Annotated in this window: 29 protein-coding genes; 14 read left to right on the top strand and 15 right to left on the bottom strand. The window is 35.9% G+C overall.

The genetic code is table 11. From position 1 onward, the window contains the following. The first annotated feature begins 127 nt into the window (after positions 1–127). On the top strand, positions 128–730 hold the full coding sequence (locus tag ACY2RT_RS14375) for an alpha/beta hydrolase family protein (RefSeq protein ID WP_490156620.1): 603 nt from the start codon (positions 128–130) through the stop codon (positions 728–730). Positions 731–812: 82 nt separating this feature from the next. Here the strand turns inward: ACY2RT_RS14375 and ACY2RT_RS14370 are convergent, their stop codons facing one another. Continuing rightward, on the bottom strand, positions 813–1376 hold the full coding sequence (locus tag ACY2RT_RS14370) for a Cif family virulence factor (protein WP_490156619.1): 564 nt from the start codon (positions 1374–1376) through the stop codon (positions 813–815). A 309-nt stretch (positions 1377–1685) separates the two neighbouring features. Here ACY2RT_RS14370 and ACY2RT_RS14365 point away from each other — a divergent pair, with 309 nt between their 5' ends. The 6 genes from ACY2RT_RS14365 (at position 1686) to fdhF (ending at position 9896) form a co-directional block, all read left to right on the top strand. Then, positions 1686–2114 (top strand): hypothetical protein, encoded by a 429-nt coding sequence (locus ACY2RT_RS14365; RefSeq protein ID WP_490156618.1) that lies wholly within the window; start codon positions 1686–1688, stop codon positions 2112–2114. Between the two features lie 346 nt (positions 2115–2460). Beyond that, complete coding sequence (locus ACY2RT_RS14360) at positions 2461–4128, top strand: formate--tetrahydrofolate ligase (RefSeq protein ID WP_490156617.1); 1668 nt, start codon at positions 2461–2463, stop codon at positions 4126–4128. Positions 4129–4232: 104 nt separating this feature from the next. Further along, on the top strand, positions 4233–5057 hold the full coding sequence (gene fdhD, locus ACY2RT_RS14355; RefSeq protein ID WP_490156616.1) for a formate dehydrogenase accessory sulfurtransferase FdhD: 825 nt from the start codon (positions 4233–4235) through the stop codon (positions 5055–5057). 5 nt (positions 5058–5062) lie between these two features. Further along, entirely contained in the window at positions 5063–6715 is a 1653-nt protein-coding gene (locus tag ACY2RT_RS14350) for an NADH-ubiquinone oxidoreductase-F iron-sulfur binding region domain-containing protein (RefSeq protein WP_490156615.1), read from the top strand. Between the two features lie 29 nt (positions 6716–6744). Then, on the top strand, positions 6745–7155 hold the full coding sequence (locus ACY2RT_RS14345) for a four helix bundle protein (RefSeq protein ID WP_490156614.1): 411 nt from the start codon (positions 6745–6747) through the stop codon (positions 7153–7155). A 14-nt stretch (positions 7156–7169) separates the two neighbouring features. Continuing rightward, on the top strand, positions 7170–9896 hold the full coding sequence (gene fdhF, locus ACY2RT_RS14340; RefSeq protein WP_490156613.1) for a formate dehydrogenase subunit alpha: 2727 nt from the start codon (positions 7170–7172) through the stop codon (positions 9894–9896). Between the two features lie 9 nt (positions 9897–9905). Here the strand turns inward: fdhF and moaA are convergent, their stop codons facing one another. From moaA to ACY2RT_RS14290, 10 genes are read right to left on the bottom strand one after another with little or no spacing between them, the layout of a single operon-like run. Further along, positions 9906–10913 (bottom strand): GTP 3',8-cyclase MoaA, encoded by a 1008-nt coding sequence (gene moaA, locus ACY2RT_RS14335; RefSeq protein WP_490156612.1) that lies wholly within the window; start codon positions 10911–10913, stop codon positions 9906–9908. Further along, entirely contained in the window at positions 10910–11824 is a 915-nt protein-coding gene (gene moaCB / locus ACY2RT_RS14330) for a bifunctional molybdenum cofactor biosynthesis protein MoaC/MoaB (protein ID WP_490156611.1), read from the bottom strand. Before moaCB ends, moaA begins: the two co-directional genes overlap by 4 nt. A gap of 27 nt (positions 11825–11851) precedes the next feature. After that, positions 11852–12217 (bottom strand): four helix bundle protein, encoded by a 366-nt coding sequence (locus tag ACY2RT_RS14325; RefSeq protein WP_490156610.1) that lies wholly within the window; start codon positions 12215–12217, stop codon positions 11852–11854. Positions 12218–12266: 49 nt separating this feature from the next. Beyond that, positions 12267–12710, bottom strand: a complete 444-nt coding sequence (locus ACY2RT_RS14320) for a molybdenum cofactor biosynthesis protein MoaE (protein WP_490156609.1) — start codon at positions 12708–12710, stop codon at positions 12267–12269. Beyond that, positions 12707–13786: a molybdopterin-synthase adenylyltransferase MoeB gene (gene moeB / locus ACY2RT_RS14315; protein ID WP_490156608.1), complete on the bottom strand. Its 1080-nt coding sequence runs from the start codon at positions 13784–13786 to the stop codon at positions 12707–12709. Before moeB ends, ACY2RT_RS14320 begins: the two co-directional genes overlap by 4 nt. 4 nt (positions 13787–13790) lie before the next feature. Next, positions 13791–14024: a MoaD/ThiS family protein gene (locus ACY2RT_RS14310; protein ID WP_490156607.1), complete on the bottom strand. Its 234-nt coding sequence runs from the start codon at positions 14022–14024 to the stop codon at positions 13791–13793. Continuing rightward, positions 14008–14592, bottom strand: coding sequence for a molybdenum cofactor guanylyltransferase (gene mobA / locus ACY2RT_RS14305; protein WP_490156606.1), 585 nt, complete (start codon positions 14590–14592; stop codon positions 14008–14010). Before mobA ends, ACY2RT_RS14310 begins: the two co-directional genes overlap by 17 nt. Next, positions 14593–15336 carry a sulfite exporter TauE/SafE family protein gene (locus ACY2RT_RS14300; protein ID WP_490156605.1) on the bottom strand — a complete coding sequence of 248 codons (744 nt, stop codon included), beginning with the start codon at positions 15334–15336 and terminating at the stop codon, positions 14593–14595. Next, complete coding sequence (locus ACY2RT_RS14295; protein ID WP_490156604.1) at positions 15336–15671, bottom strand: winged helix-turn-helix domain-containing protein; 336 nt, start codon at positions 15669–15671, stop codon at positions 15336–15338. Before ACY2RT_RS14295 ends, ACY2RT_RS14300 begins: the two co-directional genes overlap by 1 nt. Positions 15672–15677: 6 nt before the next feature. After that, a complete protein-coding gene (locus ACY2RT_RS14290) occupies positions 15678–16859 on the bottom strand; it encodes a molybdopterin molybdotransferase MoeA (protein WP_490156603.1) in 1182 nt (393 codons plus the stop codon). Positions 16860–17046: 187 nt separating this feature from the next. Between ACY2RT_RS14290 and ACY2RT_RS14285 the strand changes: the two genes are divergently transcribed. Continuing rightward, a complete protein-coding gene (locus ACY2RT_RS14285) occupies positions 17047–17601 on the top strand; it encodes a nitroreductase family protein (protein WP_490156602.1) in 555 nt (184 codons plus the stop codon). On the opposite strand, the gene ACY2RT_RS14280 is transcribed toward ACY2RT_RS14285, so the two are convergent. Beyond that, positions 17598–18098 carry a DUF456 domain-containing protein gene (locus ACY2RT_RS14280; RefSeq protein WP_490156601.1) on the bottom strand — a complete coding sequence of 167 codons (501 nt, stop codon included), beginning with the start codon at positions 18096–18098 and terminating at the stop codon, positions 17598–17600. The genes ACY2RT_RS14285 and ACY2RT_RS14280 overlap by 4 nt on opposite strands. A 167-nt stretch (positions 18099–18265) precedes the next feature. Here ACY2RT_RS14280 and ACY2RT_RS14275 point away from each other — a divergent pair, with 167 nt between their 5' ends. Next, positions 18266–18751 (top strand): hypothetical protein, encoded by a 486-nt coding sequence (locus ACY2RT_RS14275; RefSeq protein WP_490156600.1) that lies wholly within the window; start codon positions 18266–18268, stop codon positions 18749–18751. Here ACY2RT_RS14275 and ACY2RT_RS14270 read toward each other — a convergent pair. The 3 genes from ACY2RT_RS14270 to ACY2RT_RS14260 are packed head-to-tail and all read right to left on the bottom strand — an operon-like array spanning position 18746 to position 21741. Further along, the gene (locus ACY2RT_RS14270; protein WP_490156599.1) at positions 18746–19618 is read right to left on the bottom strand and encodes a hypothetical protein; all 873 of its coding nucleotides are present in this window, start codon (positions 19616–19618) and stop codon (positions 18746–18748) included. The two genes, ACY2RT_RS14275 and ACY2RT_RS14270, sit on opposite strands and share 6 nt — an antisense overlap. Positions 19619–19657: 39 nt before the next feature. After that, on the bottom strand, positions 19658–20797 hold the full coding sequence (locus ACY2RT_RS14265) for a glycosyltransferase family 2 protein (protein WP_490156598.1): 1140 nt from the start codon (positions 20795–20797) through the stop codon (positions 19658–19660). Continuing rightward, positions 20794–21741, bottom strand: coding sequence for a lysylphosphatidylglycerol synthase domain-containing protein (locus tag ACY2RT_RS14260; protein ID WP_490156597.1), 948 nt, complete (start codon positions 21739–21741; stop codon positions 20794–20796). Before ACY2RT_RS14260 ends, ACY2RT_RS14265 begins: the two co-directional genes overlap by 4 nt. 57 nt (positions 21742–21798) lie before the next feature. On the opposite strand from ACY2RT_RS14260, the gene ruvC reads away from it, so the two are divergent. From ruvC to ACY2RT_RS14235, 5 genes are read left to right on the top strand one after another with little or no spacing between them, the layout of a single operon-like run. Then, a complete protein-coding gene (gene ruvC, locus ACY2RT_RS14255; RefSeq protein WP_490156596.1) occupies positions 21799–22353 on the top strand; it encodes a crossover junction endodeoxyribonuclease RuvC in 555 nt (184 codons plus the stop codon). Between the two features lie 28 nt (positions 22354–22381). Then, positions 22382–23521, top strand: a complete 1140-nt coding sequence (gene hemW / locus ACY2RT_RS14250) for a radical SAM family heme chaperone HemW (protein ID WP_490156595.1) — start codon at positions 22382–22384, stop codon at positions 23519–23521. Between the two features lie 5 nt (positions 23522–23526). Then, entirely contained in the window at positions 23527–24273 is a 747-nt protein-coding gene (locus ACY2RT_RS14245) for a cyclase family protein (protein WP_490156594.1), read from the top strand. Positions 24274–24311: 38 nt separating this feature from the next. After that, a complete protein-coding gene (locus ACY2RT_RS14240) occupies positions 24312–24932 on the top strand; it encodes a DUF4230 domain-containing protein (RefSeq protein WP_490156593.1) in 621 nt (206 codons plus the stop codon). Further along, entirely contained in the window at positions 24929–25870 is a 942-nt protein-coding gene (locus ACY2RT_RS14235) for a transglutaminase domain-containing protein (protein WP_490156592.1), read from the top strand. Before ACY2RT_RS14240 ends, ACY2RT_RS14235 begins: the two co-directional genes overlap by 4 nt. Positions 25871–25879: the final 9 nt, after the last annotated feature.

Here is a 25879-nt window from a genome sequence, read left to right as displayed (position 1 = left end):
TTTTTTCATTATTCTAAGATATTTGTTTTTAGTTAAATAGTCTTAAAATTTCTGTCCGAGTAAATGTAGTAACTCCAGATTTATAAGTGTAGATTGTCTGGCACAGTTAGAAGCTGACACAAGAACAATGTATTCCGGGATTGTCACTGTCGAAGACGACTCCAGAATGTTAACAGTCGAATTCGATACGAAGAATCCGTTAAACACACGATGGGGTATTGAGGATAGCGGCCGGCATAGGATTCTTGTTTTGAAGGGTCAGTATGATAACCCATCACAAACCTTTACTGGCGAATTGTCCTTTTTCGGTGGTCCGTCTACCAATAAAATTTTCTTTAAACAAAATAAGGAAGGGCTCAAAAGCGCTCTTGTATGGGAAGGAGATTCCATCAATACTACTCTTAAACCAAATGAACAAATGTTGCCTTATTCCGAAAAGGGAATTTCATTTGATAATGAAGGTGCAACATTAAAAGGTACATTGATCTTGCCACTCGAAAAGAGCAAAAAGTCCCCACTGGTTGTATTTATACATGGTTCCGGTTCTGCCACCCGATGGTGGGGGATGTATTGGGCACAGGAGTTGTCAAAAATTGGAGTTGCTTCTTTGTTGTATGACAAACGAGGATGTGGAGCTTCAACCGGAACACACTGGATTCAATCGTCCTTGGACGACCTGGCTGGCGATGTAATTGCTGCTATGGAAATGGTAAAAACCACCCGGCTATAGACCAAAACCAATTGGGCATTTATGGAGTAAGCAAGGAGGGTGGGTTTCAAGCAGAGAGACTTTTTTGTTTTGATCAACAACTTTAATCCAGCTTATAAATTGTTCCTGATTTTGTGAATTCTTCTTCATTAATATCAGCTTGTTTATCTGCGTCTATTGATATTTTCCATTGACCATCTTCCATAATTATAAGTACATTGAAAAACCCATACCCGTGTGGTTGAAATGATTCAGAATCCGACGCTCTTGAACTGAAGCAATAGTAGCCCGTTTGATATGCCTTGGCTTCATCAATGGCAGAAGATAGTATAGAAAACCTGATATCCATTTGTCGCCCCATCCCTTTTAATCTTTGAAAAAACCCTTCCATTTCCGGAACGTAATTAGATAAGGATTGGATGGTATTCCTATCAATAGAAACTCTCGTTAGATCTTTTGCATGGATGGATTTAAACTTTTTGATATCTGAGTCTCTGTAGGATTCCATAAAAGGCAACCAAACATCATTAAAAATGGCAGCCATGATATTCTCATTGGATTCTAAGGTGTCATTTTGCTGACTAAGAGCATGGTTATAGGTAGACATAAGGATAACAAGTACGATTTGAAGAATACCTCGGTTGCAATTTGATTTTGGTAGTATCATGATGTTGTTTTTTTAAAAGTATTCTATTTCCCGATAATCACAAGTTAATTAATGTTAACGTTCGTTAATATATTTTAACAGCAGGCTGGTTGTACATATCGATAGCTTTTTTTGTTTCTACAAAGCTATGTATAGATTAATTGTTTAATTTTAAGCATATTATCTCCCCGCTTTATATGCATTAAACAATTAGTATAGTAACCTTTTAATAGGTCGGCTACATGTCTTGGTGAGGTATCAGCCTAAATAGCTGGTTAGCTATGTTGTATGAAATTAATAAGACAAATATGAAAATTAAAATATTCAGTTATGGAATCAAAATTAAAACGAAAAACGAATTATAATTTACGCGCAACCATGATTTCCGGTGTCGTTGTAGGGTTGGCATTAATTGCCCTTGCTTATTTAGTTGGCCCTGGCCACGATCAATACCCCATTACATATATTATATGCATTAGCGGTTATATCCTGGGTTGGATTGTAGCTATAATATCAACGCCAATGAATGAAATTGATAAAGACAAGATTGGCCGTTTTACAGGATTGGTTGGGAGTTTTCTTAGTGGATATTTGTTAAGCAAATTGGATAAAGTAATAGAGGAAATTCTTGATCCGGATCAAATCTTCACATATCTAATTGGAGCCAGAGTTTTACTATTTATTTGTTGTTTCGGAATTACCTTTATTTTGGTTTTTTATTATCGGCAATATAAATGGAAAGTGGCTGAAAAGGCATAATTTAAGTGTGTTAAACTATTTATTCCAATAAGAAGTTTTCCACTAGAGGTAAATGATTTTTTATTTTCAGTTGTTTTTCCATTCACAGCCTGCTAATCTGTTAAGAAGATTATTTGCCATTTTTTTTGCCTTTTCTGCATAGAAGACCTTGATTGCTTGCTATGATTCCGGTTCCAGATCTTGTACTGACCGTTCGAACGATTCTGCTGTGATACCTCCAATTTCTTTGCATCCCAATACCTTTCTTTGTTTAAAACAAGATTGAGAAAACAATAAGTACTTTATTTTTTCTAGATTTGTTATCCATTAATCCTGTATTCAGGCGCGTAGAAAAAACAGAAAACAAATGAGTGATTTAGAAATAGCAAAACAGATAGAGCTTAAACATATAACCACCATTGCAGAAAAATTAGGCTTAACTGCTGATGACATTGAAATGTTTGGTAAGTACAAGGCCAAATTACCCCTTTCAAAAATTGACAAAGAAAAACTAAAGCAAAGCAATCTCATTTTAGTAACTGCTATTTCACCTACACCGGCTGGAGAAGGTAAGACAACGATGTCCATTGGGCTTTCGGAAGGATTAAATCAATTAGGGAAGCAGACTATGGTTGTACTTAGAGAGCCCTCTCTGGGTCCTGTTTTTGGAATAAAGGGAGGCGCAACAGGAGGTGGATACTCACAAGTGCTTCCTATGGAGGATATTAATTTACATTTTACAGGTGATTTTTCTGCCATTGAAAAGGCACACAACCTATTATCTGCGGTGATTGATAATAACATTCAAAGTAAAACAAATTCATTAGGTATTGATGCCCGAACCGTTACCTGGAAGCGAGTGGTGGATATGAATGACAGAGCTCTTAGAAATATTATTGTAGGTTTGGGAGGAACTACTTCTGGAGTTCCGAGAGAAACAGGTTTTGATATTACGGCTGCTTCAGAGATCATGGCAATTCTGTGTCTTTCAGAAGATATGGAAAACCTTAAAAAACGATTAGGGGATATATTTATTGGATATACATTTACCAAACAACCTGTTTATGCGAGGGACCTAAAGGTAGAAGGTGCTATGGCTGCTTTGCTTAAAGATGCTATAAAACCAAACTTAGTGCAAACTATTGAAGGGAATCCGGCTATTATTCATGGAGGGCCGTTTGCAAATATTGCACAAGGGACCAACTCGGTGATCGCTACGAGAATGGGTATGACATTATCCGACTATACCGTGACCGAAGCTGGTTTTGGAGCAGATCTGGGGGCAGAGAAATTTCTGGATATTAAATGTCAAAGTGCAGGATTATCTCCCAAAGCCGTAGTGTTAACAACGACTATCAGGGCACTCAAATATCATGGAGGAGCCGATTTAAAATCCTTAACCGAACCCAATGTAGCTGCATTACAACAAGGATTGCCAAACCTTGAAAAGCACTTAGAAAACGTAAAACAATTTAATATTGTTCCGGTTATTGCCATCAACAGGTTTCTTACAGACAGTGATGAAGAAATTGCAACCATCCAAGAGTTTGCAGAAAACAATAATGTACGTGTGGCACTTGCCGAAGTTTGGGCAAAAGGAGGGAAAGGAGCCTTAGAGCTGGCAAAACATGTAATTGAAATTGTTGAATCTGGTGAATCTAATTTTTCCCCTCTTTATGATTGGGAGACAGACGTACAATCTAAAATTGAAACCATAGCAACTAAAATTTACGGAGCTAAACAGGTAGATTATACTGCGAAAGCAAAAAAGAACCTAAGAACTATAGCCGAATTAGGGCTGGAGAACCTTCCGGTTTGTATCGCTAAAACTCAAAAATCCTTGTCGGATAATCCCAAACTTATTGGCCGTCCTAAAGATTTTACAATTACCATAAGAGAAATTGAAATTGCTGCAGGAGCAGGGTTCTTGGTTCCAATTACCGGAGATATGATGCGGATGCCTGGCCTTCCTGCACATCCGGCATCCGAAAATATCAGTATTGATAATGACGGAAATATTTCAGGATTATTTTAAATAAACAGGAAGCATCCTATAGCAATGATGCTTTTTTAACAGATACTTTACAAATTTTTCGATTAAATTTGTGTAGGTCACACTTTTATGCGTGATAAACAGGTATGGCAACTAGAAATTACGAAGGCAGGAAATTTGAAATGGAGACTACCAACAAAATTGTTGATGCACTTACCATTGAAGAAGCCCTGCAAATAAATGTAAACAATACTCCATTTACAGTGTCTATGCGAACACCCGGAGAAGATGCCAGTTTGGTTCGCGGGTTATTACATTCCGAAGGAGTCATTAACGACATAAACTTCCATCCGGACATTGTTTTAAAAAAGGAGAATGATAATGGTATTGTAACTATTGTGAATGTGTCGATCCCTCCGGATAAATTAGGAGAAGGGTATTCAAACAGCAGAAGCCTGTTATCTGTTTCGTCTTGTGGGATTTGTGGTAAGACAGAATTGAGCGACCTTTCATTTATAGGAAGGACCATTGATGATGCCGAAAAAATAAACATTAGCTTGATTCACCATTTATTCGAAAAAATGAGTACGTTCCAACACGATTTCAAGAAGTCGGGTGGAACACATGCAGCAGCAGCTTTTTCCATAGAAGGCGAACTCATTTGCTCCATGGAAGATATAGGAAGGCATAATGCAGTGGATAAAGTGGTAGGAAAGCTGATTACATTGAAGATGCTGAATCAGGCAAAAATCATTACAGTGAGCGGACGTATTTCTTATGAAATAGTGATCAAATGTTTTAAGGCGAAAATACCATTTTTAGCAGCTGTTTCAGCACCATCATCTTTAGCCGTAGACTATGCAAAAGAATTAGGAATTACATTATTTGCGTTTTGCAGGGACAAAAGAGCAACATGCTATTCAAATCCGCAGCGCACAAAAACAGATATATCAAGCACTAAAGCCAGTTAAAATATATGTCAGATAATTTAAGTGAATTATTAGGGAGAAAAGGTGTTAAAGATAACCTTTTCAGTAAATTGGGAGAACTTGCCAAACCGGAAGGAGCTCCCAGTGAAGAAGCTATGGCAAAATTGGCAGATGAATTTTTAATTGGTAAAGCGAATGCCTTCGGAACTGCCAGTTTCTATGATTTTTTAAAACCCGAGAACAAAGGAAAAAAGGTATATGTGTGTAATGGAACGGCTTGTGTTTGTGCAGGGACTCAAAATGAAGTTATTGATTCACTCAAAGAAAATTTTGAAGCAGATGAAATTGGGCATATGACATGCCTGGGAAGGTGTCATGAAAATGCTGCTTTTCACTATAATGGCAAGAATTATTCCGGCAATGCAGTGTCTGATCTGGATAGTATTATTAGTTCTGATACCAGCTTAAACCTAGACACCTATAATGTCAAAGCAAGTGGACGGGCTATTTTAACGCAGCCATTCACAAACATATATGATTATTACAAACCTTTCAAGGAAGCACTTAAAAAAGATTCAGCAGCTGTATTGGAAGAAATAAAAATCTCCAATGTAAGAGGTCGTGGTGGTGCCGGTTTCCCGATGGGATTGAAATTAGAGTTCTGTCGAAATGTAGAAAATGAAACAAAATTCATTATCTGTAATGCAGATGAAGGTGATCCGGGAGCCTATTCAGACCGATATCTTTTAGAAGAAAGACCTCACTCGGTATTATTTGGAATGCTTATTTCCGGCTATGTAACACATGCTAATTACGGGATTCTTTATATACGAGCAGAATATCCTGAAGCTGTAAAGATTGTACAGGATGCGATCGATTCACTTCGAAATGAAGGATTGATAGGCGAAAATATTGACGGGAGTGGCTTCAATTTTGATTTTAAGATCATTCAGGCACAGGGATCATATATCTGTGGTGAAGAAACAGCTTTAATAAACTCTATTGAAGGACAACGCCCGGAAGTTAGAGTACGTCCTCCTTTTCCAGCTCAAAAAGGATTGTTCAATAAGCCAACTACAGTGAATAATGTTGAAACTCTGGCGGCAGTTCATTATATTATTTCTAATGGTGGTGATGCCTGGAAAAGTATAGGAACTGAGCGTTCATCGGGAACAAAACTGGTTTGTTTAGATAGCTTTTTTAATATTCCGGGAATGTATGAGGTTGAAATGGGGACACCACTTTCAACAGTAGTGAATGAATTAGGAGGTGGGTTTAGATCAGAAGTGAAAGCCCTCCAAATTGGCGGCCCGCTTGGTGGACTGGTACCTGTTTCAAAAATAGATGACCTTACAATAGACTTTGAATCCTTTTCAAAAGAAGGATTTTTACTGGGCCATGCTTCTGTGGTATGTGTTCCTGCAGATTTTTCGATTATGAAGTTTATAGAACATCTGTTCGATTTTGCTTCCTATGAAAGTTGCGGGAAATGCTTTCCTTGCAGATTAGGAACCAAACGAGGACAGGAATTATCTGAAAAAGCATTAACTTCAGACTATAAGATCGATAGAAAATTATTTGCAGATCTTTTAACTACCTTAGAGCAGGGGTCATTATGTGCCCATGGAGGAGGTATACCATTACCTGTACGTAATGCTTTGCAATATTTTGATGATGAACTAAGACAATATTTTAATTGATTTCTGATTTTTAATTTCTAAAAAATAATATGGGAACTGTAAAACAATTTGAAGATTTGGAAGTTTGGAAAGAAGCCAGAAAGCTTGTAAAAGAGATTTATGAATGTGCTACTAAACCTCCTTTTTCAAATGATTATACATTAAGAGATCAAATATTAAGGTCATCAAGCTCAGTAATGGACAATATAGCTGAAGGATTTGATAGAGATGGAAACCGGGAGTTTATCCATTTTCTAACGATTTCAAAAGGCTCATTGGCAGAGACAAAGTCACAACTTTATCGTGCCTTAGATTTTAAATACATTTCTAAAGAACAATTTTTAAAAAATTACGAGTTAGCGGATCTAATTGGTAAACAGATTGGGGGCTTTATAAAGTATCTTCAACAATCAGAGTTTAAAGGAAATAAATTTAAAGAACCAGATACAAAGTATTCGTAAATCAGAAATCATTCATGAAAACTGCATATATAGACAATCAAGAGTTCGAAATAGTTGAAGGAGAAACGATATTATCTTTCATACGACGGTTTAAAGAAAAAGAACTTGTACCCACTTTATGTGATGCACCAAATCTAGATCCCTTCGGGTCATGTAGAGTATGCAGTGTTGAAGTTGCATTAGAAGAAAATGGCCCTGTGAAAACATTGGCTTCCTGTCATGCCCCTGTGGCATCCGGACAATATATTTACACAAGTACGGCAGCCGTAAAAGAATTGCGGAAGAATATTGTAGAATTGGTATTGACTGACCATCCTTTAGATTGTTTAACCTGTGAGGTAAATGGAAATTGTGAATTGCAAACAGTGGCAGCACAAGTGGGTATACGTGAAGTACGTTATCCTGAAGGAGACAACCATTTGTATAAAATGAAGGATCTGAGTCATCCTTATATGACTTCAGACCTATCTAAATGTATTAATTGCTATCGTTGTGTTCGTGCTTGTGATGAAGTGCAAGGAGAGTTTGTGCTCAGTATGTCCGGAAGAGGTTTCGATTCTACTATTATTAAAGGAATGGATGAATCATTTATGGACTCAGACTGTGTGAGTTGTGGAGCGTGTTCTCAAGCTTGCCCTACATCAGCAATTTCGGATGTATTTCAGTCTAAGGCAATTCAGGCAACAGATACCACCAGAACTATTTGCACGTATTGCGGTGTAGGTTGTAATCTGGATATTTCTACCAGTAATGGTGAAATTTTAAGTATTCAGGCACCTTATGATGCAGAAGTAAATCAGGGGCATACCTGTATTAAAGGGCGTTATGCTTTTAAATTCTACGACCACCCGGAACGATTAAACTCTCCGATGATAAAACGTAATGGAACGTTTGAAAAGGTAAGCTGGGATGAGGTGTATGAATACATTGCTTCTAAGTTGACTTCCTATAAAGAAGAATTTGGATCTGATTCTATTGCCGGAATCTCTTCGGCGCGTTGTACCAACGAAGAGAACTATTTAATGCAAAAGTTTATTAGAACTGTTATTGGCACTAATAATATTGATGGTTGTGCCAGAGTTTGCCATTCACCTACTGCTTTGGGAATGCAAAGAACGTATGGAACAGGAGCAGCAACCAATTCAATTGATGACCTGAAAGATGCGAATTGTATTATGGTCATTGGTGCAAATCCTACGGATGCACACCCGGTTACAGGAGCAAAATTAAAGCAGTTTGCAATGAAATCTAACAATGTTTCTATTGTTATAGATCCAAGGCGTACAGAATTGGCAAGATATGCAACGCACCATATACCATTGAGGCCGGGAACCAACGTTGCTGTGCTGAATATGATGATGTATTATATTATTTCTGAAGGGTATGTAGATGCAACGTTCATTGAGAATAGAACAGAAGGTTTTGAAGAATTTAAGAAGGAGATCCTTGCTATTGACCTGGACCGTCTTGAACAGGTTTCCGGGGTAGACAGAAATATCATCAGGGATGCGGCAATAGCCTATGCTACAGCTCCGAATGCGATGTCATTTCACGGTTTAGGAGTTACTGAGCATTCACAGGGGACCTTTACAGTAATGCAAATTGCAGACCTCGCTTTATTAACCGGAAATATTGGAAGACGCGGTGTAGGAGTAAATCCTCTGCGCGGACAGAATAATGTACAGGGGAGTGCAGATATGGGAGTGCAACCACATCAGGGAGCAGGATATTTGGATGTTACAAATGAAGAAGTAAATAAAAGATATAATGAGTTTTATGGTGTTGAAGTTCCTAAAGTAATAGGGTATAAAATTCCTGAAATGTTCGACGCCGCCCTCGAAGGAAAGTTGAAAGCTTTGTGGGTAATTGGTGAAGATATTGTACAAACCGATCCCAATACCAAGAAAGTGATCAGAGCATTGGAAGCAACAGACCTGGTAATTGTACAGGAGCTTTTTATGACTGAAACCGCAAAATATGCAGATGTGATTTTGCCGGGAGCTTCTTTCCTGGAGAAAAGTGGAACATTTACAAATGGCGAACGTCGTGTACAAGCAGTCCGTCAAGTGGTAGAGCCTATTGAAGGCGCAAAACCGGACGGCCAGATCATTGTAGATATTATGAACAAAATGGGTTATCCACAGCCGGACTATACTCCGGATGGCATGCTTGAAGAAATATCGCAGATCGTTCCTTTCTTTGCCGGAATACGATGGGACAGATTAGGTAAAAATGGATTACAATGGCCAGTAGCCAAAGACGGGACTGATACTCAAATTCTTCATAAAACTGAATTTAAAAGAGGAAAGGGGTATTTCGAATTCAATCCTTGGGAAGAGACAGCAGAATTAAAATCTCATGCGAAAGACTATCCTTATATTTTGACAACGAACAGGGAGTTGGAGCACTATAATTGTGGTGCCATGACAAGGAGAACTGCCAATGAACAAATTCTATCTGATGATTATCTAATGATCAATCCTGAAGATGCTAAAGAGAATCTTATTAATGAAGGTGATTATATCTGCTTGGAATCTCCCCGTGGAAAAGTGGATGTAAAAGCCCGAATTACAGATGAGGTGAAAAAAGGAATTTTAAGTACCACTTTTCATTTCCCTGAAATTATGATCAATAATCTAACAGGTGATGTTCACGATTCTGAAGCGATGTGCCCTGAATATAAGGTAGTTGCAGTTAGAATTAGAAAAAGTAAAGGAAAATTTAAAAAGCAATTGGTATAGCTTTTTAAACTAACCGCCAATAGTAATCATACTTCTGTTTTGAGAGTGTAATTTGGGTTCTTGCAGTTTTTCAATTGTATCCATTCCACCTCTCACTTTAAATTTTGCTTCTACGGCTTTCTTAATAATAGGTTCAATGGATCTTCCTTCACGTAAGTTTGTAAGTAGATCCGATTCGGAAGAAGAGAACAGGCAATTTTTTAATTGCCCATTTGATGTTAATCGTAAGCGATTGCAGGTGTCACAAAAGGGATTGGTAACCGAACTAATGATAGCAAAACTTCCTTTATACCCTTTTATTTTGTAGTTCTTTGAAGTGTCATTAGCAGCATCCGTTAACCGTTCAACCTGATCTTCAGAAAAGGAGCCATGTACCTGTTGCATTACTTCATTGTAAGATACCATCTTTTTCAAATTCCACTTATTACCATCAAAAGGCATAAATTCTATAAAACGAACAGATACTGGCAGCTCTTTGGTGAAATTAATGAAATCTATGATCTCGTTATCATTAAAACCTTTCATTAGAACAGCATTGACCTTAACTTTAAATCCTTCATCCACTAAAAGAAGTATATTCTTATAGGTCCTTTCAAATTCATTTCTACGGGTTATGTGTTTAAACTTTTTGGCATCCAGTGAATCTAAGCTCACATTGATATTTTTTATGCCATTGCTTTTTAAAGGATCAATAAACTTGTCAACAATAACGGCATTTGTCGTAATTGAAAGCTCAACAGGAAGTGATGATAATTTCTTCAGAATAGTAGGAAGGTCTTTCCGAATCAATGGCTCACCTCCGGTTAAGCGAATCTTAGTTACACCATGATCAACAAATATCTTAGCTATCGTATATATTTCTTCATACGTCATTAAATGACTTCTTGGTGAAAGTTTGATACCTTCTTCCGGCATACAATAGGTGCATCGCAGGTTACAACGCTCAATAAGAGAAATGCGCAAGTAAGTATGTTTTCTTCCGAAGGAATCCGCTAATATGGATGTGGTTTTTTTCATGAATCGTGTCTGGCTCCTTTTAATATTCCAAAAACATGTAATACCGATGGAAATATAGCATCCATAGATTCTTTTGCGCCGTTTGTAGAACCCGGTAATGCTAAAACTAAAGTGTTATTTATGGTACCGGCTACACTTCTTGAAAGCATGGCATATGGTGTCCGATCCTGGCCATAGCTTCTAATGGCTTCTTCAACCCCGGGAATGTTCCTATCAACCAGTTCATGCAATGCTTCAGGTGTAATATCTCTTTTAGACAATCCTGTTCCTCCTGTAAATATAATTAGATCTATACCTTCACTTTCATACTGCCTTGCTTTCTTCTGAATCATATCTTTTTCGTCCGGAATGACACAGTAATCAACGATTAAAACATTACATGCTTCCAATTTTTTAATAATTGCTTTTCCGGCTTTATCTTCTTTTTGTCCTGCTGAAATAGTATCTGAACAAACAATCACAGCAGCTGTGAGGTTTTTTCTGAAACGATCTGTAAAATCTGATTTCCCTCCCTTTTTGTTCAATAGTTTTATATGATGAATTTCTACACCTTTATCGATAGGCTTCAACATATCATACATATTTAAAGCGACCACACTTGCTCCATGCATAGCTTCAACTTCGACACCGGTTTTATAAATGGTTTTTATAGTACACAGTATAGTTATTTCCAATCCATTTATTTCATATTCAATTCCTGTATATTCAATTGGAAGCGGATGACAATCCGGAAGCAGGTCAGGAGTTTTTTTAACACCTAACAAACCGGCTGCTTTACTCATTGCAAATACATTCCCTTTTGGAACCGTATCATTTTCAATGGCGTTAATGGTTTCGGGTTTACTCACCTTAACAATAGCTTGTGCTGTTGCTATTCTTAGTGTATTGTTTTTATGTGTGATGTCTACCATATTGATATTGTTAAACTGTTGAATCGTTTAATTGCTGAATTGTGTTTTACGTAAAGCATTAAGTTTATTGGATATTTTTTCGATTTTCTCCCTTAATTTGGAATAATCTTCATCTGAAATATATTCTAAATCTTTTGCTATAATTAATTGATTTAATACCTCCATTAAAGAACTATATACCATTGTTGAAAAATGGGCTTTGTCATTATTTGTTCTTCTTGAAGTCCTTTCAGCAAGGTTTGATGGAATTGATATTGAAGCACGTCTTAATTGGTTGGTTAAACCAAACTTTTCTTCATGGGGAAAACTATTAGTTATTTTATATATTTCTGTAACTAGTTCTTTGGAATCTATCCAAACATGAAGTTTTTCAAATGAAAATTTATAATACATTTTATTTTTTAGGTTAAACGATTTAACAAATCAACGGTTCAACATATTATTAAGAATTAACCTTCCATTGATGTGATTCGTCCTCAAAAATTTCTTTTCCAAAAACAGGAACTTTTGCTTTAATCTCTTCAACTACATATTCTAAAGCTGAAAATACTTCTTTCCGTCTGGGTGACGATACAAATACAAACAAACAGATCTCACCTGCATTTACACGGCCCAGACTATGGTAAATATGCATACAGGTTAGATTGAATTTTGAAAATGTCTCTTCTCTGATTTCATGGAGTTTAATAGTAGCCATGTCCTCGTGAGCAGTATATTCTATTGCCGAAACTGCTTTACCATCAATCTCATCTGCCCTTACTTGCCCTAAAAAGATGTTATGAGTTCCAATGGTTGTTTTAGATTGGTGTTTTGCAATGGATTGCCCGATAAACTCAGATGAAATAGCACCATCTATAAATACATTTTTAGGTTTTCTTTCATTCATAATGTTTTGATTTTTAATTGTTCTATTAATGTTAAAACTCCACCTTTTAGACTATAGCAATTAGTAATATTATGTTTCTGTAATATTTCTACAGCGGTTCTGCTTCGTATTCCGGATTGACAAAAAATGATTTTATTGCTACCGTACTCAATTTCATTTAGCTGTTCTTCAATTTCTCCTAACGGAATTTGTTTACAATTAGGTAAATCCAGTTGAGGTTGTTCATTATGTTCCCTTACATCTATAAACTGAATGTTCTCTTTTTCCAAAGCTTTTTCTGCTGAGATCTCACTAACCAGTGTTTGACAAAACTTTTCATTGTATTGATCTTGAAAATTATCTTTCCTGGCCAGTACTTTGTTATATTCAGAAGCAGATCTGGTTATTTTCATTGTAGAGGTTTGTACAGTTTTGGCATTATAACAAAAAAGTTTTCCGGACAATACATTTTCAAAACCTAAAATGATCTTAATGACCTCATTAGCCTGCATGGTTCCAATAATCCCCGGTAAGACCCCAAGAACACCAACATCAGAGCAGTTTACTACAGAACCTTCTTTTGGAGGAGTAGGGAAAAGACATCTATAACTTGGGCCTTTTTGATAGTTAAATACTGAAACCTGCCCTTCAAACTTATAGATTGCACCGTAAACCACTGGTTTGTTAGTTAATATTGCGGCATCGTTGATCAAATATCGAGTTGTAAAGTTATCTGTACCATCCACAATGATATCATAGCTTTTGAAGAATTTTAGAGCATTAGCGGAAGTCAATTTTTCAGGATAGGCTCTTATTGTGATTGTTGGATTTAGATCGATCAGTCTTTTTTTTGCAGCCAGAGCTTTATTCATACCTAAAGATGATGAGCCAAACAGTATTTGACGCTGTAAATTAGATACTTCAACCACATCAAAATCAATGATGCCAATAGTTCCAATTCCGGCTGCAGTAAGATATTGCAGTACGGGACAACCTAATCCTCCGGCACCAATAACCAATACTTTAGAGCTTAAAAGCTTGTCTTGACCTTTTTGGCCAACTTCAGATAATACAATATGTCTGTTATATCTACTCATTTTTTTATCCACCTGAAAATGGAGGTAATAATGCAATTTCACTTTCCGATACTATCGTTTCTTTTGAAACAATTTCATTGTTTTGCGCTACTTGAAAGTCCTTTTCCTTTAAGTTTGGATATTTTTCAAAAAGGATATTCAATACCTCTGAAACTGAATTTTTTGAAAATTCAATGATCTCTTCATTACATCCTGTAACTTCAGCAAGTAATCCAAAATATTTAATGTGTAAGTTCATTTCTTAATGCTGTTAATTGACTTTTTGTATTTATGTTTCTTACATATTGCTCTAAATCCGGATCAAGTTCAACAGTCTTCGTATCTAATTGCATGACTACTGCTCTTAGTCGTCTTTCTCCTTCTTGTAATAATTTTAAACACTGAGGCATACTACGTTTTTTATAGATAGCTATGAGCGGTGTTGTTTTCCCCTCACTTTGCAATTGGATCACATCTTTTTTCGAATCATACTCTTCGATCAATTTTTTTAGAACGGTACTATTGATCAAAGGAACATCACAACTCAACACTAAATTGTTTTCAGTTTCAGAATGATATAATCCTGAATACAAACCTGCTAATGGCCCTGCATCTTTTACAATATCTTCTACCCTTTTCAGATTAAAAATATCGTAATCTGAATTATTGCTTACAATAATAGTATTAGTGACAAATGGCTTTATGGCTTTAATTATAAGCGATATAAAGGGGATTCCATTCAGGCTAACAAACCCTTTGTCAGACCCCATTCTGGAACTTTTTCCACCGGCTAAGATGATTCCTGTTATGTCTTTTTTATTCACCATTTACGCAAAAAATAATTTTAGTGAAGCGATCGCTAAAACAAACGCTAACAAGTATCGTAATAATTTGTTATTGAATTTTTTACTTCCGTAATAACTTCCAAAAAACCCTCCTGTCAAAGCTATGGCAACCAAAACAAAGGACTGAGATGAAATAGTAGCTCCACTAGTGAATTGCCCAACTAATCCCGAAGCAGAATTTACCCAAATGAATAATGCAGAAACTGCTGCTGCTTCTTTCATTTTCCCCCAATGCAACAGTAAAATAACCGGTGTTAGAATGATTCCTCCTCCAATTCCTATAAGCCCGGAAAAAAACCCAATGACTCCTCCAATAACCAACCCTTGCCAAATCTTTACATCCTTTATCAATGAACTTTCTTTTCCGAATAGATTCAGCATTTTGAGGATGGCGAAGATCAATAGAACCCCTAAGACCTTTTTATAGATAGAGGCATCTATTGTTATCATTCCTCCCAAAAGAGCCAAAGGAATTGAAGCTATTGCAAATGATAAAAACAACTTCTTATTAAAATGACCTGCTTTATAATAATGAAAGAATGCAATTCCAGCCACAAATAAATTTAACAAGAGCGCTGTGGGTTTCATGGTTTCAGGAGCGAAAGAGAATAACGCCATTAGTGCCAAATAACCACTTGCTCCTCCATGGCCTACGCTTGCATATAAGAAAGCAATTATGGGAAGAATAGCTAAGAATAACCAGATGTCTTCAATTTCAAAGAACATTACAGATCTGTTTTGGATATTTGTTTATCTAAAAATTTCCAGCAGTTTTCATTTATAGTTTCAAAAGCAGTAACCAGTGATTTTCCATAAGGAGTTAATTCTGTACCACCGCCACTTTTACCTCCTATACTTGTTGTGATAACAGGTTTTTCTGCTCTGGAATTTACAGCATCAATCAATGACCATGCTTTTTTATATGACATCCCCAGAGATTTGGCAGCTTTAGATAAAGAACCTGTTTCATTAATAGCTTTTAATAAACTAACTCTGCCTTCACCTAATAAGATATTACCATCTGCTTCGATCCAAATTCTACTTTTAATTTTGTACTCCATATCGTTTTAATTTATTGGAAGAAGTATTACTTCAACTTCATCATTTTTTTTAATGGAATTTTTAGATTCCGGTATATATACAAGAGCGTTGGCCAATGCAAACGTATGTAACATGGAAGAGCTTTGCCCTTCCAGAATTTCAACCTTATCGTTATTGTAGATCGCCTTTAAGAATTGGGCCCTGTCTCCTTTTTTTACAAAATCTGATGCAGATTGCACCATTGTTTTAGTCAATGAAAAGCCTAGGTTGCCAGATATTTTTTGTAATGCCGGGTAGACATAGATATAAAAACTGCTCAATGCAGCAGCAGGGTTTCCCGGTAATGCAAATACAATTTTGTTCTCTTTCTTCCCAAAGAAAAGAGGTTTTCCGGGCTTTTGTTTCACTTTATAAAATAATTGTTCAATACCTAATTCCTGAAGTGCTTTTCCAACAAAGTCATAATCTCCTACTGAAATCCCGCCGGAAACCAAAACAATATCGTTAGATGTAAAGGCTTTTTCCAATGTTTTTATGGTATCCTTATAATTGTCTTCTACTTTAAAATAAGACACGTTTTGATAGTTTAAGTCTGTAAGCGCAGAAGATAACATGATTGCATTGCTCTCATAGATCTGTCCATAAGCTAGTTCGTTACCGGCTTCAGCTAACTCATTTCCGGTAACTACAATAGCAATAGATGGTTTACGGTAAACAATAACTTCTGTAATACCAAGAGATGTTATATATCCAATGGCAGCAGGAGTTAACAATGTTCCCTTTTTTAGAGCTGTTTGGCCTTTTAAAATTTGTTCTCCAAGTGGCCTGATGTTTTCATGAAGTGAAGGCTTAACTTCAGCAGTTAATATTTGGTGTTCTATATGTGCTTTTTCTTGTATGATAACTGCATTTGCAGTATCCGGAACAGGTGCTCCTGTAAAAATCCTAACGGCTTCTCCCTTTTTAAGAACCGGATGATGACTATCTCCGGCTTTAACTTCATCAATTATTTTATAGGTTGGTTCATTGTTCAGATACACTGCATAGCCATCCATTGCCGATTGCCGAAAAGGAGGCATATTGATTGGTGAAATTACATCTTCAGATAATATACATCCAGTGGCTTTCGAAACCTTTATACGTTCAAAATTGTTCGTTGGAATACTATTTTTTTGAACAATTTCTATTGCTTTTTCTACGGAGATCATTTTTAAATCGTTATACCTTTACAAATATAACGACTTAAAAAGTATTATTGATTAACTTTTGAGTAAACTTTCAGTGAATTACCCTTTGGAAAAAGTAAAAGAAAAACATGTTTAAAAGGTTTGGCCTTTAACAAAATACTTTTTTTGTTTAGAGACTTTATTTATCTTTCAGCTTCAAAAAAACACTATGATTTCTGAAATTATAAAAGCCCGAAGGGCGGTCTTTCCTGCCCAATACAATGAAGAGAATATCACCAAAGAAGAAATTGAAACCATATTAGAAGCAGCTAATTGGGCTCCTACTCATAGGCGCACAGAGCCTTGGAGATTTAAAGTCCTTCAAGGTGAATCACAAGAAAGGCTGGCAAATTTCTTATCCGAAACTTATAAGAACAAAGGAGAGAACTTTTCAGAATTTAAATTCAAAAAATACCAAACCAATCCTTTAAAAGCTGCTTGTATCATTGCTATCTGTATGCAGCGCGACCCTGCTGAAAGTATTCCCGAATGGGAGGAGATTGCATCTACCGCGATGGCTGTACAAAATATGTGGCTTACGGCTCATGAGATGAAAATTGGTGCCTATTGGGGTTCTCCCGGCATTGTAAGGTATATGAATGACTTTTTTAAAATGGCAGAGGGAGAAAGGTGTTTGGGGTTTTTATATATGGGAAAATACAATGGTGAACTACCGGAAGGACAAAGAAAAACTACCATTGGAGAAAAAACAGTTTGGATTTAGAATAATAGATTCCAATTGCCCCAAACTTTATAAAAAAACAAGCCTAGAAATACTACAGTTGCAACTAACTTGATAAAGGTAGAGGTGAGAAATCCTATGAACGATCCAATGGCAGCTTTAAATGCCTGTGGACCTTCGGTTTTATTAAAAGCTAATTCTCCAACAAGGGCTCCAACAAAAGGCCCAATTAGTATTCCAAACGGTATGGGAGCAATGATTCCTATAACAAGGCCAATCATAGTACCCCATGCACCCGCTTTACTTCCTCCAAATTTTTTTGTGCCAATCGCCGGAATAATATAATCCATAATGTAAATGCCAATGGCAACAATTCCCGTGATGATAATGAAGAACCAATCAAACGGGATGGAAGGTGCCAAATGTAAAACAATCAACCCCAACCAACTTATAGGTGTTCCGGGAATAACAGGTAAAATACTCCCCAATATCCCAACCAACATTAAAATAAAACCAAGAATGAGTAATGCAATGTCCATGTGTAATCAATAAGACTTATAAAATATAAATACGTTACATTTCATTTATCAAAGTAATATTATTTTGAAGTTTTTCAAGTTAAATTAATATAAGGCGTTTTCTTCATTTTTAAAGGTGTCTCGTTTTTAGCAGTAAAAATTGTAATTTTCAACATTATAAAACATCCATGAAAAACGGTATTGTAATATTTCTTCTTTTTTGCCTGATTTCCTCATGCCAGTTTTTTGAGACTAAAAAAATTTCTACTGAAACTTTTTATGAAGAAGAGTTAAAAACTATAGACTGGAAAGATGTAGATCAATATCCCGCTTTTGTTGAATGTGAGGCCTATTCTGAAAAATCAGCACAAAAGTCATGTTTTGAAAACACCCTGTCCTCACAAATCTATCAATGCATAAATACTAAAAATATAAGTGCGGTACGACCTTTGAATGACACCATCCAATTGAAATTTTCTGTTACCAAAGAAGCAGCTCTTTCAGTGCTAAAAATTCAAATGGACAGCTTATTACAAAAAGAATTTCCATTATTGGAAGAATGGATATCGGAGAGTATCGATTCTATTGAAGTAGTAGCTCCTGCTTATAAAAGAGGTATTCCCATAAAAACACAATTTACTCTCCCCATTGTAATAAAAACAGGAGACCTATAAATTTAACTTATAACCAAAGCTAAGGTCTATTGGAAATTCACCATTATCATCAATAGTTACAGCAACAATATCATAATAAGCAAAAGTGATATAGCCATTCCCTACAGCATAATCAAAACCAATTCCAAATGCTCCCGGTACTTGAAATTCACTACCTGATGTGAACTTAGTAACCTCATCGTTCACCACTAGTTCCTGGTTTCGGGATACATTTGTAAAAGTTGCCGCTTTTGCATTAATGAAAGCGTCGAATTTTTTAGTTTTAATGAATTTAAAACGATAATTAAAGGAAACTTGTGAAGAAGAAAATTCATAGTCTGAACTTTCGATCAATTGCTTAAATTGAAAAACAACAGCATGGCGTTTTAAACGGACATCATCTATTATTTCAAAGTCGATACCAAGAGCAGGTAAAAAACTATTATCCGGATTAAAGAAATACGCATTGTTAGAGATTCCTGCAAATACCCCTAATCTGGTTTTTAACTGAACAGATGGCTTTTCATAAGAGAAATTGGGGTCCACCTTTTTGTTGTAGGTCACAAAAAAATCACGCAAACCGGCAAGTGTTAACTTTACCTTATCAGTAGATACCGGAGCATCAGATGTTAAAAGCTTAAGCACATCTTTATATTCTTCCTGATATTTTCCGTTAAGATCTGTGTTTTTAAGCTCAACAATAGTATTGTCTTTTTTCGAAAAATAACGATATTCTTCATCTATGATATTCCAAAGCAATGTTAGTGTTCCTTCAACTTCAGTTTTAAGAGTATACGTCTGGCCATCAACAGTATACTGTTGTTGTGCTTGAATAGAAGAGATACACAATAGTGTAAAAATGATACAAATAGAGTGTAGGTATTTCATAAGGGCATGATTTAATACGGTTAAAGGTAAAAAATTAATTCAATTTATCCTTTTTTTATGTAACCGCCCCTTCCAGCGATAATTTCCGCTAAAATTGCCAAAAACAACACACAGGGTTATAAATGGATATAAAACTGAACTTATAAGAACGTAAAAAGGGTTTAATTTCTTTTTGAAAAAAAGGGCGCTTCTAAATAGAAAAATAGAATCGATAAGTACTTTTCCTGCCAAAAAAGAGATGTAAAAAGGAATCAATTCTTTCTGAATAAAACATAAGGCAACCCCTGTTATAGCAAGCAAATTGGATATAAATATAATAACTCCGAGCAATTTAGAGACCAAATTTTGTTGTTGCGATGTTTTAGAGGCCCATCGAATACGTTGCATCACAACCGAAGCCCAACTTTCCTGTGGTAGTGTTGTAACAATGGCATCTCCGGATTTTAAATAATATACTTCTTTTGGGAAGGCTTTTTTTATTTTTTCCAGCATAAAGACATCATCACCACTAGCTATGCAGTCATTACCCGTAAATCCATTTACTGCTTTAAAAACATCTTTTTTGTAAGCCAGGTTAGCACCATTACAGAGTAACGGATTAGCTAAACCAAAACTACCTCTTGTTACACTCTGCAGACTCCACCCATCCAATTGCTGATATTGTTGAAGAAAAGTAGCATTTACTTCATGATCAACCGGCCCTGCTATTAATTTAGGATTGTTTTCTTGAATGAATGCATCGTAAGTAGTAAGCCACTTTTGAGGTAGTTGGCAATCTGCATCAGTGGTAAGGATCCATTCGTATTTAGCAATGTTTACAGCTGTAGCAATCGCATCTTTTTTGGGTGATCCGGTAGTATGAATATTTGGGATCACTTGAAGATTTAGAGGCTTCAGATAGGATGCAAATGCTTCTTGTATGATTGTAACCGAAGTGTCTTCAGAGGCATCATTAACAAAAATTATTTCAAATAGCGTAGAAGGATATGCTAATCGTTGTATCGATGCTAACAATTTTGGAAGGTGCTCTGCTTCATTCCGAAAAGGGATAATAATTGAAAAGCGGGTTTTTGGCGCTTTATCTTCAGGAGTAAATTCAGTCAATTGCAAATTGCCAATAAGTAAAATTCCAATGGAAATAAAATATACAAGTCCGATAAGGATAACAACAAAAGTCATGATCTTATGGGTTTGTAGGTCATCATGTAAAAGCTGCCAAGGACCGAAGGGAATACAAAATTGAGGAGCCACATGGCTAAAACTGAACAAAGCACTGTAAGTTCCGGGATTCCAGCCAATGAAAATAACCAGACCGCTACACCTCCCCGTACAACAACATCAAAAATAAAAACTGTTGGAATGACCGAAACCAAAAGATACATGGTAAAAACTAATGGATATGCCTGTGATAGAGCAATATCTGCTTCAAAAAACCGAAGGAGCTTTAAAAACAAATAACTAAAACACAAATACCGTATTGCAGAATAAATAAAGGCCTTTTGTTTTAAGGCAACCGGAAGCCCTTTTACATAGCTCATAACGTTTTTAACAGAGAGGCCTTTTATAAGTAGTTCTTTTTCTTTAAAAATATATCCTATTACTACCAGGCAAATTAATACTATAATGAATCCTGCTATTTTGAACATGGAAAAAGATAAACCATAACTTGCTATTACAATAGACAATCCTACAACTCCAAAGAATACAGTACTTGTCATTTGTGCAGCATTCCCTAAGAAGTTAAGTAAGAGTACCTGTTTTCTTTTTTCGGAAGGATAGAAATAGGCTTTGGCGCCATAATCACCAATTCGGTTTGGAGTTATTAAAGAAGCAGTGAGCGCAGCTAAACTTTGTTGGGCAGCTTCTTTAAAAGATATCTTTTTAACAGGAGCAATAACTGTTTTCCATTTTAATATCTCAAAGAACCAATTGGCAGCTGCCAGACCTAAAAACAAAAACAAGGGCCATACGCTTTTATGTTGTAAAGAAGCTATAAAGGCATCAAGAGGCAATGAATCTGTATTGGTTAATTTTGAATAGATATACCAAAAAGTGATCCCAAGTATTAAAACCTTTAGGGTAACCAATAGATATTGTTTAGTTTTGTGAGACAGGGCTATCATTGAAAACGAATTTACTACTTTTTGATTTGTTTCGTTTAATAAGTACTGTGTTGAGAAATGAATTCTGAAAAAATAATCTTAGGTATTGACCCCGGGACTACTATCATGGGCTTTGGACTCATAAAAGTTGTCAAGAAAAAAATGCAGTTTATACAATTGAACGAGTTGATACTCACCAAATATGATGATCATTACCTGAAATTGAAACTTATTTTTGAACGTACCATTGAACTTATCGACACCCATAAACCGGATGAAATTGCTATCGAAGCACCATTCTTTGGAAAAAATGTTCAATCCATGCTCAAATTGGGAAGAGCTCAGGGAGTTGCTATGGCTGCAGGGCTTTCGCGCCAGGTTCCGATCACAGAATATTCTCCGAAAAAAATTAAAATGGCAATTACCGGTAATGGAAACGCAAGTAAGGAACAAGTAGCCAAAATGCTGCAAAGTTTGCTGGAATTAAAAGAATTGCCTAAAAATTTGGATAGCACAGACGGACTGGCCGCAGCTGTATGTCATTTTTACAATGGGGATAAAATTCAGACAGGAAAAAGTTATACAGGCTGGTCTGCTTTCGTAAAACAGAATGAAGGGCGTATAAAGAAGTAAGTGATATATTGTAAACTCTAAGATATTAATGTCCGGAATCTATATCCATATCCCATTTTGCAAACAAGCTTGTCACTACTGTGATTTTCATTTTTCGACTACCATAAAAAAGAAAAGGCAACTAATAGATGCTATTTGTAAAGAATTGATACTTCGCAAAGGAGAGTTGAATGAAATAATTCAAACCATTTATTTTGGTGGTGGAACACCCAGTTTGTTGACTGCGGAAGAATTGCAGTTAATTTTCACTACTGTTTATACTAATTATACGGTTTCCGAAAATCCCGAAATTACACTCGAAGCCAACCCGGACGATCTATCTGAAGAAAAGATCAATGAACTATCCAAAAGCCCAATAAATCGTTTGAGTATAGGGGTTCAATCTTTTTATGAAGAAGACCTCAAACTTATGAATCGTGCTCACAATGCGACAGAAGCTTTGGAAAGTATCAAAAATGCAATTCGCTATTTTGATAATATCAGCATCGACCTTATTTATAGCATTCCCGGGATGACTACTGACCGTTGGTTAAAGAATCTTGAAACTGCAATTTCTTTGAATGTTCCACACCTATCGTGTTATGCATTAACGGTAGAACCAAAAACAGCATTGGAGTCGTTCATTAAGAAAGGAATAGTTGCTCCGGTTGAGGATGAGGTGGCACAAGAGCATTATGAGATCTTACTTTCAGAAACCGAAAGATGCGGTTATGAGAATTACGAATTTTCCAATTTTGGAAAAGAAAGCTACCATTCTCAAAACAATACGGCCTACTGGGAGGGAAAATCTTATCTAGGGATTGGGCCATCGGCACATAGTTACAATGGTGATATACGTAGCTGGAATATAAATAACAACACGAAGTATATTAAGAGTATAGAAATGGGAGTGCTTCCTCTGGAACGTGAAACACTTTCTAAAAAAGATAAGTACAATGAGTATATAATGACCCGTTTACGTACTAAATGGGGAGTTTCGCTTCAGGAAATTGAAAACAATTTTGGGGAAACCTATAAAGAATACTTACTACAACAAGCACAGCAACATTTAAAAGAAGGATTTTTAACCCTTGAAGAGGATAGTATACAACTTACCAAAAAAGGAAAGTTTTTGGGTGATGGGATAGCTTCAAACTTGTTTTTACTAAATTTAGAGGCAATTAATTAGAAAATTTGAAAGCTACTTTTAAAATAAAAGAACAATTATTCACCGTAGACCTTTCAGAACCTATGGATATTTCTATTCCATTAGAGGCTTCTGGAGAGAATCCGTTAGCCTGGTATTTGGATGCTCCAAAGATAGAGCCTGTAAAATTGGACAGTTGGGTAGGAAAAGTAAGTGAAGGGGCTTCTGTGAATTTTAACAATGTGTTTTTTAATCCACATGCACATGGGACACACACTGAGTGTGTGGGACATATTTCTGAGGAATTTCATTCTGTAAATGAAGCCCTGAAAGAATTTTTCTTTTTAGCCGAGGTAATTTCAGTAGTGCCTGAGACCATTGGAGAAGATCAGATTATTTCAGCACAACAAATCAAATCAATGTTAAAAGACAAATCACCTGAGGCATTGATCATACGTACATTACCTAACACATATTCAAAAAGATCCCGGAAATATTCAAATACCAATTGGCCGTATTTACATAAAAAAGCAGCTCGATATATAAAGAAAGCAGGGATAAAACATTTGTTGATTGACCTTCCTTCAGTAGATAAAGAAAAGGATGACGGACAATTATTGGCGCATAAGGCTTTTTGGAATTTTCCCAAGGCTCCTCGATTTGATGCGACCATTACAGAGTTCATTTATGTACCTAATACTATAAAAGACGGACCGTATCTGTTAAATCTTCAAATAGCACCCTTTCATAATGATGCATCACCCAGCAAACCGGTATTATATAAGTTTATTTAAATGAAAAGCATCCTTGGGAAAAATAGAAAAAAAATAATATGGAATTACTTTTTATAGGATTAGCAGTTGGAGCGATCATCGCTTATTTTCTTTTTGCCAGGTTTTCCGGAGGTCGAAAGAAAGAAAAAATCAGCACACAATCTGTTATTTTAATGGAAAGAATAAGGAGTGTATGTAAATTTATTACTGTAGAAGGTGATTTTTCTGAGATCTATCATTACGAAAATGTAAAAGACAAATGGTTCAACTTAATCTTAGGAAAGAAGAAAGCACTTGTTTTAATTGAAGCAAAAGCACATATTGGTTTTGACCTTACAAGAATTAAAATGGATGCCAATACTAAGTCCAGAACAATTAAGTTGACAAATTTTCCACAACCGGAAATTCTTACGGTCGAAACAGATTTTAAATATTACGATAAAAAAGAAGGATGGGCAAATCCTTTTACAGCTTCAGATCTTACAGAGATCAATAAGGAAGCTAAGCAACATATTGTAGATAAAATTCCGGGTAGTGGTTTGCTTCAGGAAGCATCTAACCAAGCATTGGATACTATCAAATTAATGGAAAAATTAGTAGAGACCATTAATTGGAAGTTGGATTATTCGGCTTTGGAAATTTCGCAGAACACAAAAAATACATTGTCAGAAAAAGAATGAAGTCATATAAAGTCATAGTATTTGTTTTATGGGGGCTGGCAACTTCGCTGGCTTTTTCCCAGGATTATGAACGTGTTGATGCTACGATTCTATTGTACCCCAAAACGTTTGATTCTGCTGAAGAACTATCGAGGTTCATTACACGTGATTTTGAAACCGAAGAAGAAAAAGTTCGAGCGATGTATAGTTGGATCATCCAGAATATTGCTTACGAACCGGACGAATACAAGCAATTTGATTTCAAATTTAAAAATTACCGGGAACGAAATAAAAAAGAGGAAAATACCCGAAAGAAAGTTATTAAAAGGACACTTCAAAAAGGAATTGCCGTTTGTGAAGGTTATGCAATGCTTTTCGAAAAACTTTGTGAATTACAAGGAATCAATAACTATCTGGTGCGTGGAGATACAAAGACAAATTTCAATGATATAGGAAGGTCTTTTGCCAAAAATCATATGTGGAATGTTGTTTATATAGATGAAAAACCCTATTTGTTTGACCTTACATGGGGTGCAGGGAAGTACAATAGAAAGTTTATAAAAGAACCAACCTATTTTTATTATAAAACCCCGCCGGAACTGTTTTTTAAAACACATTATCCCGATATGTTCGAGGATGCATTTATAGATAAAATAATTGACAGAACAGTATTTTCATCAATGCCATTAATCATTGCAGAAAACTTGAGAATGGAAGATGTAGAATTGCCTTTAAACGGAATAATTCGTTCTGAAGAATATTTTGATTCAGTTGCTTTTGTTATTAATAATTGTGATCCTAAAGAGGTGAGTTATTCGTATGGAGATGAAAAAATGGTATTAGAAAATATAGAAAAGTCTGACGGCCGGATAAAATTTAATGTGCCACTAGAATTAGGGGTTAATAACCTCCTTATTTATTTTGATGACGAACCTGCTTTAGGCTATAAAATAAAATAAAGAACAACG

This window comes from Ulvibacter sp. 2210JD10-4 (assembly GCF_058148525.1).
The sequence above is the reverse complement of the archived record's forward strand: the minus strand, read 5'-3'. Positions and strand labels throughout refer to the sequence as shown.

Coding starts and splice junctions, on each gene's coding strand:
- ACY2RT_RS14375 (WP_490156620.1), top strand. CDS start 128: ATGTATTCCGGGATTGTCACTGTCGAAGACGACTCCAGAATGTTAACA.
- ACY2RT_RS14240 (WP_490156593.1), top strand. CDS start 24,312: ATGGAATTACTTTTTATAGGATTAGCAGTTGGAGCGATCATCGCTTAT.
- ACY2RT_RS14300 (WP_490156605.1), bottom strand. CDS start 15,336: ATGTTCTTTGAAATTGAAGACATCTGGTTATTCTTAGCTATTCTTCCC.
- ACY2RT_RS14260 (WP_490156597.1), bottom strand. CDS start 21,741: ATGATAGCCCTGTCTCACAAAACTAAACAATATCTATTGGTTACCCTA.
- ACY2RT_RS14345 (WP_490156614.1), top strand. CDS start 6,745: ATGGGAACTGTAAAACAATTTGAAGATTTGGAAGTTTGGAAAGAAGCC.
- ACY2RT_RS14310 (WP_490156607.1), bottom strand. CDS start 14,024: ATGAACTTACACATTAAATATTTTGGATTACTTGCTGAAGTTACAGGA.
- ACY2RT_RS14275 (WP_490156600.1), top strand. CDS start 18,266: ATGAAAAACGGTATTGTAATATTTCTTCTTTTTTGCCTGATTTCCTCA.
- ACY2RT_RS14325 (WP_490156610.1), bottom strand. CDS start 12,217: ATGTATTATAAATTTTCATTTGAAAAACTTCATGTTTGGATAGATTCC.
- ACY2RT_RS14265 (WP_490156598.1), bottom strand. CDS start 20,797: ATGACTTTTGTTGTTATCCTTATCGGACTTGTATATTTTATTTCCATT.
- ACY2RT_RS14290 (WP_490156603.1), bottom strand. CDS start 16,859: ATGATCTCCGTAGAAAAAGCAATAGAAATTGTTCAAAAAAATAGTATT.
- hemW (WP_490156595.1), top strand. CDS start 22,382: ATGTCCGGAATCTATATCCATATCCCATTTTGCAAACAAGCTTGTCAC.
- ruvC (WP_490156596.1), top strand. CDS start 21,799: ATGAATTCTGAAAAAATAATCTTAGGTATTGACCCCGGGACTACTATC.
- ACY2RT_RS14285 (WP_490156602.1), top strand. CDS start 17,047: ATGATTTCTGAAATTATAAAAGCCCGAAGGGCGGTCTTTCCTGCCCAA.
- ACY2RT_RS14320 (WP_490156609.1), bottom strand. CDS start 12,710: ATGAATGAAAGAAAACCTAAAAATGTATTTATAGATGGTGCTATTTCA.
- ACY2RT_RS14295 (WP_490156604.1), bottom strand. CDS start 15,671: ATGGAGTACAAAATTAAAAGTAGAATTTGGATCGAAGCAGATGGTAAT.
- moaA (WP_490156612.1), bottom strand. CDS start 10,913: ATGAAAAAAACCACATCCATATTAGCGGATTCCTTCGGAAGAAAACAT.
- ACY2RT_RS14280 (WP_490156601.1), bottom strand. CDS start 18,098: ATGGACATTGCATTACTCATTCTTGGTTTTATTTTAATGTTGGTTGGG.
- ACY2RT_RS14270 (WP_490156599.1), bottom strand. CDS start 19,618: ATGAAATACCTACACTCTATTTGTATCATTTTTACACTATTGTGTATC.
- moeB (WP_490156608.1), bottom strand. CDS start 13,786: ATGAGTAGATATAACAGACATATTGTATTATCTGAAGTTGGCCAAAAA.
- ACY2RT_RS14360 (WP_490156617.1), top strand. CDS start 2,461: ATGAGTGATTTAGAAATAGCAAAACAGATAGAGCTTAAACATATAACC.
- ACY2RT_RS14235 (WP_490156592.1), top strand. CDS start 24,929: ATGAAGTCATATAAAGTCATAGTATTTGTTTTATGGGGGCTGGCAACT.
- moaCB (WP_490156611.1), bottom strand. CDS start 11,824: ATGGTAGACATCACACATAAAAACAATACACTAAGAATAGCAACAGCA.
- mobA (WP_490156606.1), bottom strand. CDS start 14,592: ATGGTGAATAAAAAAGACATAACAGGAATCATCTTAGCCGGTGGAAAA.
- ACY2RT_RS14370 (WP_490156619.1), bottom strand. CDS start 1,376: ATGATACTACCAAAATCAAATTGCAACCGAGGTATTCTTCAAATCGTA.
- ACY2RT_RS14365 (WP_490156618.1), top strand. CDS start 1,686: ATGGAATCAAAATTAAAACGAAAAACGAATTATAATTTACGCGCAACC.
- fdhF (WP_490156613.1), top strand. CDS start 7,170: ATGAAAACTGCATATATAGACAATCAAGAGTTCGAAATAGTTGAAGGA.
- ACY2RT_RS14350 (WP_490156615.1), top strand. CDS start 5,063: ATGTCAGATAATTTAAGTGAATTATTAGGGAGAAAAGGTGTTAAAGAT.
- fdhD (WP_490156616.1), top strand. CDS start 4,233: ATGGCAACTAGAAATTACGAAGGCAGGAAATTTGAAATGGAGACTACC.